The organism is Sutterella sp. KLE1602 (assembly GCF_001578585.1).
GTDB lineage: Bacteria > Pseudomonadota > Gammaproteobacteria > Burkholderiales > Burkholderiaceae_F > Sutterella > Sutterella wadsworthensis_A.
In genome coordinates this window covers 20,792-29,362 of the sequence record NZ_KQ968578.1, presented here as the reverse complement: position 1 = coordinate 29,362, position 8,571 = coordinate 20,792, and the positions used below count along the sequence as shown (strand labels likewise).

At 64.3% G+C, this 8,571-nt stretch carries 8 protein-coding genes; 1 reads left to right on the top strand and 7 read right to left on the bottom strand.

Translation table 11 applies throughout. The features are described from left to right. On the top strand, nucleotides 1-1,106 hold a 1,106-nt coding region (locus HMPREF3036_RS10675), incomplete at its 5' end, for a porin (RefSeq protein ID WP_062334349.1). A 173-nt stretch (nucleotides 1,107-1,279) separates the two neighbouring features. On the opposite strand, the gene HMPREF3036_RS10670 is transcribed toward HMPREF3036_RS10675, so the two are convergent. The 7 genes from HMPREF3036_RS10670 to HMPREF3036_RS10640 all read right to left on the bottom strand — a co-directional run bounded on the left by HMPREF3036_RS10670 (nucleotide 1,280) and on the right by HMPREF3036_RS10640 (nucleotide 8,161). After that, nucleotides 1,280-2,119 (bottom strand): adenine nucleotide alpha-hydrolase family protein, encoded by an 840-nt coding sequence (locus tag HMPREF3036_RS10670; RefSeq protein WP_062334365.1) that lies wholly within the window; start codon nucleotides 2,117-2,119, stop codon nucleotides 1,280-1,282. A gap of 5 nt (nucleotides 2,120-2,124) precedes the next feature. Next, a complete protein-coding gene (gene larC, locus HMPREF3036_RS10665) occupies nucleotides 2,125-2,880 on the bottom strand; it encodes a nickel pincer cofactor biosynthesis protein LarC (protein WP_062334346.1) in 756 nt (251 codons plus the stop codon). Nucleotides 2,881-2,895: 15 nt separating this feature from the next. Continuing rightward, nucleotides 2,896-3,570: a nickel pincer cofactor biosynthesis protein LarB gene (larB, locus tag HMPREF3036_RS10660; protein ID WP_062334343.1), complete on the bottom strand. Its 675-nt coding sequence runs from the start codon at nucleotides 3,568-3,570 to the stop codon at nucleotides 2,896-2,898. Between the two features lie 113 nt (nucleotides 3,571-3,683). Then, a complete protein-coding gene (gene larA / locus HMPREF3036_RS10655) occupies nucleotides 3,684-4,961 on the bottom strand; it encodes a nickel-dependent lactate racemase family protein (RefSeq protein WP_197457983.1) in 1,278 nt (425 codons plus the stop codon). A 291-nt stretch (nucleotides 4,962-5,252) separates the two neighbouring features. After that, nucleotides 5,253-6,320, bottom strand: a complete 1,068-nt coding sequence (locus tag HMPREF3036_RS10650) for an aldo/keto reductase (protein WP_005436295.1) — start codon at nucleotides 6,318-6,320, stop codon at nucleotides 5,253-5,255. 36 nt (nucleotides 6,321-6,356) lie between these two features. Then, nucleotides 6,357-6,701: a TIGR04076 family protein gene (locus HMPREF3036_RS10645; protein WP_005436294.1), complete on the bottom strand. Its 345-nt coding sequence runs from the start codon at nucleotides 6,699-6,701 to the stop codon at nucleotides 6,357-6,359. A gap of 41 nt (nucleotides 6,702-6,742) precedes the next feature. Further along, entirely contained in the window at nucleotides 6,743-8,161 is a 1,419-nt protein-coding gene (locus HMPREF3036_RS10640) for a Na+/H+ antiporter NhaC family protein (RefSeq protein ID WP_062334341.1), read from the bottom strand. Nucleotides 8,162-8,571: the final 410 nt, after the last annotated feature.

Sequence of the window (8,571 nt, the reverse complement as noted above, 5' to 3'; positions counted from 1 at the left end):
TTCTCGGTGCCTTTGCCGGCTCTGCTCTCGCTGCTGACGTTCAGCTCTACGGTGTCGTTGACCTCGGTCTCAACTGGACGCAGACGGACGACGGCGTCACCAAGACGGACAGCTTCTCCATGGCCTCCGGTCAGAACTCCGGTTCCCGCTTCGGCCTGAAGGGCACGGAAGATCTCGGCAACGGCTACAAGGTTGGCTTCAACCTTGAAAACAGCTTCAAGGCTGACGACGGCGCTCTCGACAAGGGCTCCCGCCTCTTCCATCGTGAATCCCTCCTGTTCGTCCAGACGCCGTTCGGTGAAATCTCCGCCGGCCGTACGGGCGCTCTCGACGCCGGCACGGGTCGCTACAACCTGATGGGCTCCGGCGCCACCGCCATTGGCACGGGCTGGGACAAGGTTGGTTGCTCCAGTGACGTTCTGCTCGGCACGGGTTCCCGTATGGACAACACGCTCACCTTTAAGTCCCCGAACATGGCCGGCTTCACGGTCCTCGCTCAGGCTTCCCTGAAGAAGGACAACACGAGCAAAACTGACGGCGAAGAAGGCTCCTCCGACGCCGAACGCTACTACGGCCTTGGCGTCACCTATGGCGTCGGTGCCTTCAATACCGGTCTCGTCGTGAGCCAGGCCGACTACGGTCGCGCCGCCGTCAACGGCAACAATCCTCAGAACGACGACGACATGCTGACCGTTTCCGGCTTCGTCAACTATGACTTCGGTATGATCAAGCCGATGTTCGCTGCCCAGTACTGGGACGGCGGCAAGGACTACGATGGTGCCGCTTCCGTGAACATCACTTCTGACAAGAAGAACTACGCCACGAAGGGCTACGGCCTCGTCGTCGGTGCCACGGCTCCTGTCGTTGGCGGTACGCTGAAGGTTACGGCCGGCTGGAACGACTACGAAACCCTCTTCGAAACCGCTCAGGACGGCAATGGCGAAGGCAACAACTTCATGGTCGGCGTCGGCTATGAATACCCGCTCTCCAAGCGCACGTTCGTCTACACGGCCGCCGGCTACTCTGAAAAGAAGGTCGAGTGGAAGACTGAAGAAGACAAGACCAAGACGTCCGAAGTCATGTTCGGTATGGTCCACAAGTTCTAATAACTGCCCGTTCGCATAGAACATCAGTTTGACTGAACAAATCGCCTTGGATTCCGCAAGGAATTCGGGGCGATCCTTTTTCAGGGGCCGAATCCAAGCGGCTTCAATCAAATGCAAAAGGCAGCGCTCCCTCGGGATCGCTGCCTTTTGTTCTTTGTCGTGCTCTGTCTTCCTCAGTTCCGAACGGGCCGGTCGAACCACCCCGAGAGCTCGTCCACAAGCTCGACGCGAAGCCCTGACGCACGCTCGCCGAGCTTCTTCCTGAGACCTTCGGCAAGGAGTTCCGGTGCCTCTGCATGCGAGACTGAAGTTCGCTCGAGATGAATCACGGGGCTGATGCCGTCCGGGAAGCGGCAGCGGAACCTCAGGCCCGGAAGCCGATCGTCCTCCTTCATGAGGGCTTCGACGGCGGCTTCGGCGTCGGCTGCGAGTATCAGGTCGCGGGCCGCGGGCTTCATGCCGTAGGGAAAGCGGGTGAGCAGGCAGGGCCTTGCCATCTGACCCGGATTGCGAAAGCCGAGTGCGGCGCCGAGCGAACGTATCTCGTCCTTGCTGATGTCGGCCTCTGCAAGCGGGGAGCGGATGCTAAGCTCCTCCAGAGCCTTGCGGCCGGGACGGTAGACGGCGAGGTCGGAGTGGTTTGTGCCGTCGCAGAGCTGGGCGTCGCCGGCAATCCTGAGAAGCTCCGTGAAGATGTGGCGCTTGCAGACGTAGCAGCGCAGGCGTCCCGCGGCGGCGAGGTCGGGCATGTCCGCAGGATCGAGTGGCACGAGCTCGGCCTCGAGTCCCATGGCTCTTGCTTCGGCGACGGCTTCGGCCGTCTCGGCGGGCGCAACGTGCGGGCCTGTGACGTGCAGGAGCCTCACGCGAAAACCCGCTAGCTTTGCGAAGAACGCGAGGAAGCGGCTGTCGAGTCCGCCCGAATAGGCGAGCGTGACCGCACCATTGCTCGAAGCTTCGGAGAGCTTCGAGGCGAGCCGCTCAAGACGAGGATCGTCGAAGGCAGGCGTCATGGCGTTCACTCGACTGCGGGAACGGGCTGGCCGAAGGCCATGAGCGTGCCGTTGGCGACGCCCTCGAAGACCTTCGGGGTGAAGACGGTGACGTGGTCGGTGACGACCATCTCGGGCCAGCCGCCAAAGCGCGCGCCGAGCCCCAGCAGGACAGCCAGCCCCGTGGGCGTCACGGGTTCGCCTTCGCCCGACCAGGGGCGCACGGCAACGCCGTCGAGCATCGCGTAGAGGGCGGGTGCGGGATAGGGCACGACGCCGTGGGCGCAGTTGACGGTGCCGTCGGTCATCGGGAGGGGACTCGCGACGATCATGGCGGGATCGATCGTGGTCATGAAGTCGGCGATGAGCCCGACTGCGATGATGTTCGCCATGCGGCCCACCTCGTGGAAGTGGACGTGATCGGGCGTCGTGCCGTGCACGCGGGCCTCGGCGTTCGCGACCACGGACCAGATGGCGGCGGCCTTGGCCTTCGCCTCGTCGGAGAGCGTGCTTGCCTCATAGTGGCGGAGGATGTCGGCGGGCGTTCTGTGGACGTGCTCGTGCGGCGTCCTGATCGAGAGCGTGTGGCCGAGGATGCCGTTGACGGCGCGCGGGCCGAATTCGATGGCGGCGTCGACTTCGGGGAAGCGGCGCGCCATGTAGGCCTGGGCCGTTCCCGCGGTCTGGCCCGTCAGGGCGAGGAGGCCGGCGAGGAAGACGTTGGCGTTGAAGCCCGCATGGATGCGGACGGTGAGGATCGGGTGGTTGAAGAGGTCGGACATGGTCGTGCTCCTTGGTCAGCGCGTAGCGCGCACGGATTCAAGCAGGGTGAGGACGCGGCCGGCGGCGCAGGCGGCGCCGTAGCCGTTGTCGATGTTCATGACGGCAACGCCGGGCGCACAGGACGCGAGGCAGCTCGAGAGCGCAGCGCGGCCGCCTTCGGCGATGCCGTAGCCCACGGACGTGGGGACCGCGAAGACGGGCTTCGAGGTGAGGCCGCCCATGACGCTTGCGAGCGCGGCGTCGAGTCCCGCGCAGACGACGACCACGTCGCCCTTGTTGATGTCGTCCCTTGCGGCCTGAATGCGCCAGAGGCCCGCAACTCCGCAGTCCTCGAAGAGGTGGACGGTCCAGCCGAGGTACTCGAGCGTGCGGGCGACCTCGTGCGTCACGAACGCGTCGGCCGTGCCCGCGGAGACGATGCTCGCAAGGCCCGTTTCATGGCGCGGGCAGGTGCGGTGCCAGGCGGTGCGGGAGAGGGGATCGTAGTCGTAGGCGGCGCGAAGGTCTTCGGGCACGCGCGCCCAGACGGATTCCGAGAGGCGCGTGAAGAGAATGGGCTTCTCGTCGTCGGACGCAAAGCGCTTGAGGAGCGAGAGGAGCGCGTCGTGGCTCTTGCCCTCGCAGAAGACGGCTTCGGGCAGACCGATGCGCACGTCGCGGTCGATGTCGAAGCGGATGTTGTCGGGCATGCTGGCCTCGGGATGTGATTCTGGACAAAAAGCCTGCCTGGCCGGTGAGGCGCAGGCAGGCGGCAGTCGGTCGGGTGCGGGGGTGTCCGTAGACGCCCGCCGCAGGAGGATCCTTATTCGACGCGGGGCACCGTGAGGGAGCCTTCGGGCATCAGGATCATGTCGGGCGTCTCGCCCACGTACTGCTTGGCGATCTCGAGGGCCTCCTCGACGGTGTCGACTGCGCCCGTGAAGAGCATGTCCTTCGCGAGCTGGCGGTCGAGGCTCGTCACGAGGATGTAGCGGGCCTTTTCGATCGGGCGCGTGATGGCGTAGGCCTTGTTGGCGCCGATCTTGAAGTTGGCTTCAAGCTCGGCCTTGATGGCGGCCGGAGTCTTGAGGCGGCGGAAAGTCTCCTCGAGCACCTTGGAGCCCGAGCCTTCCTCGCAGTCGGCGAGCAGGATCACGACGCCGTCCTTCCTGACGGCGCAGGAGGCGTTCTCCATGGTCTTCTGCATCTGGTAGACGTTGATGTCCTTGGGATAGCCGCCGCAGGAGACGATCACCATGTCGGCGAGCTTCGGAATGACGCAGCCGTAGACCTCGTCGACGAACTTGCAGGCTTCCTTGTGCGCGGCGATGTAGTCGCCCGCGAACATGCGCAGGAACTGGTGCTTGGCGTTCAGGATGGCGTTGAAGAGGAAGAGCGAGCGGCCCTTGGCGAAGAGCGCGACGCCCTCCATCTGGTCCTCGTAGCAGGGGTTGCCCGTCGTGCGGCCGAGCGCGGCGTTTTCGTCGAGCATGAAGCTGTGGTTGACGCGAACGGTCTCCATCGCGGCGCAGCCGGGAAGGATGGCCTTTCGGCCGCCGCCGTAGCCGGAGAAGTAGTGGTGCACGATCGTGCCCGTGAGGATCACGTGGTCGACGTTGCAGAGCTCCTTGTGGATGTGCACGGGCGTGCCGCGGGAGGTCGTGCCGAAGTATTCGAAGTCGTCGTCATTCGTGCAGATGCTGTTGTACATCTTGAGGCGGGAGGCGACGTTCTCGCCCACGCCCTCGACCATCTCCTCGTGCGTCATGGCGCGGTGGGTGCCGAGCGCGAAGACGATCTTCATGTCCTCGTCCTTCACGCCGAGACGGTTCATCTCGTCGACGAGCACCGGCATGAAGTCGAAGCTGTTGGCGACGCGGGTCGGGTCGTTGCAGATGAAGGCGACGGTGTCGCCGGGCTTGATGATCTCCTCGATCGACGGGCAGCCGATCGGGTGGCGGATCGCCTCGAGCACGCCGCCCCTGATGTCTTCCATCGGCGGGAACTCTTCGGTGCGGACCACCTTCAGAACGCGGTCCTCTTCAACGGTAAAGGTTTTGCGACCGCGCCCGTAGGCGAAGTCGTAGGTCTTCATGGCCATGTGTTGTCTCCTTGATTCGGCATGCGAGGGGCGGACTCCGTCCCGTCTTCAAAATGGTCTTCTCGGGATGCGGAGGTCATGCGAAAGCAGTAGTGCTTTCGAGGGTCCGGCTCTGCCGTAGATGCATTATAGGTGCCGCCCAATCCTTTTGAGAAAGGGCTTTCAAGGCAAAGCTCAGTCAGGGCGCGGAAGGTCAAGCCTTCGGGTCAAACTTACAGTTCAGATTCAGAGGTAGGGGACGCCCCGAATGGCCGGTCGGGGCGCCCTCTCAAATGGAATTGCCTTCAGCAATCACTTCCCGTCGACGCTGTTGACGAGATTCATGCGCATGATGGCGCGGTGCTTCGAGCCGTCGAGGCGCTCAAGGTCGAAGCAGTCGCCGTCGACAGTCGGAAAGCCCGCGAGGAAGGCGTCGATGCGGGCGACGGCCTCGGGCGGCAGGGTGCGGCCGATGAGCGCGGCGTTCCCGTCGACGTGCCTTGAGCTTCTCGTGCCGATGATCGCTGCGGCGACTTCGGGCCTCGAGAGCGTCCAGAGCGTCGAGACGTTCGCAATCGAAAGTCCGAGCGGATCGCCGATCTCCTTCATGAGGGCGAGAAGCGCCTGAAAGCCCTCCCAGCGGAGCGAATCCTCGATGACGAGCGCGTACTTGACCAGGGAGCGGTTCTCGAAGTGATCGGGCTTCGGCGCGCCAAGCCACTTCTCGGACATGAACCCGCCGGCGATAGTGCCGTAGCAGAGCAGTTTTACGCCCGTCTCGCGGCAGAGGCGCTCGAGCCGCATGGCGGGGCGGCGGTCGAGGACCGAGTACTGGCACTGGTTGGTGGCGACGGGGATGCCTGCGTCGATGAGCTTTCGAAGCTCGACGGCGTTGAAGTTCGTGGTGGAGATGAGGCGGATGAGGCCCTTCTCCTGAAGGCGCACGAGCTCGCCCGCCACGTCGACCATGCCCGGCACCGAATAGTCCCACCAGTGGAACTGGACTGCGTCGAGCCGCTCGACGCCGAGGCGCCTGAGGCTTCGCGTGATGATGTTCTCAACATAAGCCGGCGTCACGTTCGCAAGGTCGTTGAGGTCGGGCACGAACTTCGTGTGAATCTGCGGCAGGCGAAGCCCCGCCTTGCGGCGCTCGCGGATGATGCCGCCGAAGAAGTCCTCGACGCCCGTGTAGATGTCGGCGCAGTCGAAGGTGTCGAATCCCATGTCGATGAGGCGGTTGAAGGCGCGGGACGCGTCGGCGAGATCGAGCGGACGCTCGAGCGCGTGGCCCGCGGAAAGCTGCCAGCCGCCGTTGATGACGCGCGGCACGTCATAGTCTTCAGTAATGTGGATTCGGTCCATGAGGGGCGCTTGGGTCATGATCATGTACTCCTGGTTGTACGGTTGCCGGACCGCTCAGGCCTTTTCGCCCAGCGGCACGACGGTGCATTCGGCGTGCGAGAGGATGCGTTTTGCGGTCCGTCGGATTCTGAACTTTGCTCCGCAGTTGGGATCGGGACAGGCGATGAGCGCATCGGTCGTCATCCAGTCGTTCGGGGAGGTGGGGCGTTCCTTGGCGGGCAGTAGCGGGATGAGCGCCGCGAGCGCATACATCGAGAAGCGTCCGCCCTCGGGAAAGACGAGGTCCTCGCCTTCCACCCTGAACGCGTGTCCCGCATGGTGGCGGCAGACGAAGTCCTTTTCGTCGCCTTCAACGGTGACCTCGAGGTCGTAGAGTTCGAACGTGTCGTCAGATGTCATCGTCTGTTTCCTGTTTGTCAATCCTGAATGTCTGGCGTTATTCAGAGGGCGGTTGCAGTCTTGGCCTCTGCAGCTTCGGGTGCGGGCGTTTCCATCATGCGGCCCGTGCCCGTGAGCACCATGAAGCCGAAGACGAGGAAGAGCGCGATCGGGTAGAAGGCGGCGGTCATGAGCGTGAAGGGCGTGACGGCAGCCGCGCCCTCGAGTCCCGAGACGGCGGCCATCGTGATGAGCACGAAGGCCGAGAACGGCATCAGGACGGGAAGGCTGTTCGCTAGGCCCGAGAGGATGTGCGAGCGGCGGTACGGGTGCACGTTCGAGGCGCGGCCGATGTCGTCGGTGAGAGAGCCGACGAGTGCGACGGAGGCGGAGGTGACGGCTGCAAAGAGCGTCGTCACGACGAGCGTGGCGGCCGAGAGAAAGAGCTCGGTGCGAAGTGCGGAGGGGCGGCCCGCCGAACCCGCTTCAAGGGCCTTCGCCATCATGTCGGGCACGCCCGCCTCGCGTACGATGCCCGTGAAGGCGAAGAGCGTGACGCACAGCAGGATGATGGGCGAGACGTTGCTGATGCCCGAGATGAGAAAGCCCGAGAGCCTGCCGTCGTCGGCCGCGAAGATTGTGGCGAAGCTGAGGCGGCCGATGAGAAGCCCCGTGGCCGTGCCCGTCACGGCGCCCGCCGAGATCGCCATCAGCACGTCGCGGGTCCTGACCGCAACGGCAATGAGGACGGCGACGGGGACGAGCATCAGAAGGGCGGACGCATCGCCGGAGAGCGCCGCCTCGGAGACAGGGCGGGAAGCGCCCATGAAGGCGTAGACGGGCATGGAAACGGCAAGTGCGGTCATGGCGTAGGGAAGCCTGGTGCGCACGACTCCCGCAATGTCGGCGGGTGTGCCGTCGCGAAAGCGCTGCGTGACCGACGAGATGACGGTGACGTCGGAGACGGGTGCGAGGTTGTCGCCGAAGATGGCGCCCGAGAGCACGGCGCCCGCGAGCATGGCGGGATCCGCACCGAGCGCGACGCCCGCAGGGAAGAAGATCGGCATGGCGGCGAGGAGCGTGCCGATGGATGAGCCCGTCGCGGCGGCCATCAGGGAAGAGGCTAGGAGCACGAAGACCGTGAAGGCGTGGCCCGTGAGGTGCAGCATTCCTCCGAGGAAGACCAGCCCGTCGGCGACGCCTGAGGCCTTCATCATGGCGGAGAAGATGCCCGAGGCGATCAGGATGAGCACGACCGTGCCCGTCAGCTCGGACGAGGCTCCGCGCACGGCGGCCTTCCAGTATTCGGACGGGGCCTTCGCGAGGAGCGAGCCCGAGAAGAGCGTGAGGACGCCTGCGGCGGCGAGGCCCGTGAGGTCGAAGGCGGCTTCGGAGATGAAGAGCCTGGCCGTGACGGCCACGAAGAGCGCGAGCGGAAGAAGGAGAACGGCGGCGGAGCCGTGGAATCGAAGCGTTGTCATGTCGGGTGCCTGTCGGGTGATGGTTGTCGGAGGACGGATCGGAGTCGGATGTCTTCCTTTTGCCATCGTCTGCTGCAGGACCTTGCGCGCTCGTTGAGCCTTTGGAACATGTTGAAACCTCTGTGGACGTTTTCGTTGTGTCTTGTCCGTCGTCCCGGGGCTTCTGTGCGCCTGATGCAAAAAGACCCGCGGGAGTGCGGGTCTTTTGGACTGGAATTTGGGCAAAGCTCGCCCGACCCGCTCTAGAAAGAGAAGGAGCGCCACCAAAGGTGATGGTGAGCGGAAGGGGTCGGAAGGAGGATCTGCGTATTCATAACGGATATAGTATAGCGTGGAAGGCTTCGCTTGTGCATCAGGTGGTTTGCTTAGGGTGATCCGTCTATGGAAGGCTGCGGGGCGGGTCTGGGCAA

Coding starts and splice junctions, on each gene's coding strand:
- HMPREF3036_RS10670 (WP_062334365.1), bottom strand. CDS start 2,119: ATGACGCCTGCCTTCGACGATCCTCGTCTTGAGCGGCTCGCCTCGAAG.
- larC (WP_062334346.1), bottom strand. CDS start 2,880: ATGTCCGACCTCTTCAACCACCCGATCCTCACCGTCCGCATCCATGCG.
- larB (WP_062334343.1), bottom strand. CDS start 3,570: ATGCCCGACAACATCCGCTTCGACATCGACCGCGACGTGCGCATCGGT.
- larA (WP_197457983.1), bottom strand. CDS start 4,961: ATGGCCATGAAGACCTACGACTTCGCCTACGGGCGCGGTCGCAAAACC.
- HMPREF3036_RS10650 (WP_005436295.1), bottom strand. CDS start 6,320: ATGACCCAAGCGCCCCTCATGGACCGAATCCACATTACTGAAGACTAT.
- HMPREF3036_RS10645 (WP_005436294.1), bottom strand. CDS start 6,701: ATGACATCTGACGACACGTTCGAACTCTACGACCTCGAGGTCACCGTT.
- HMPREF3036_RS10640 (WP_062334341.1), bottom strand. CDS start 8,161: ATGACAACGCTTCGATTCCACGGCTCCGCCGCCGTTCTCCTTCTTCCG.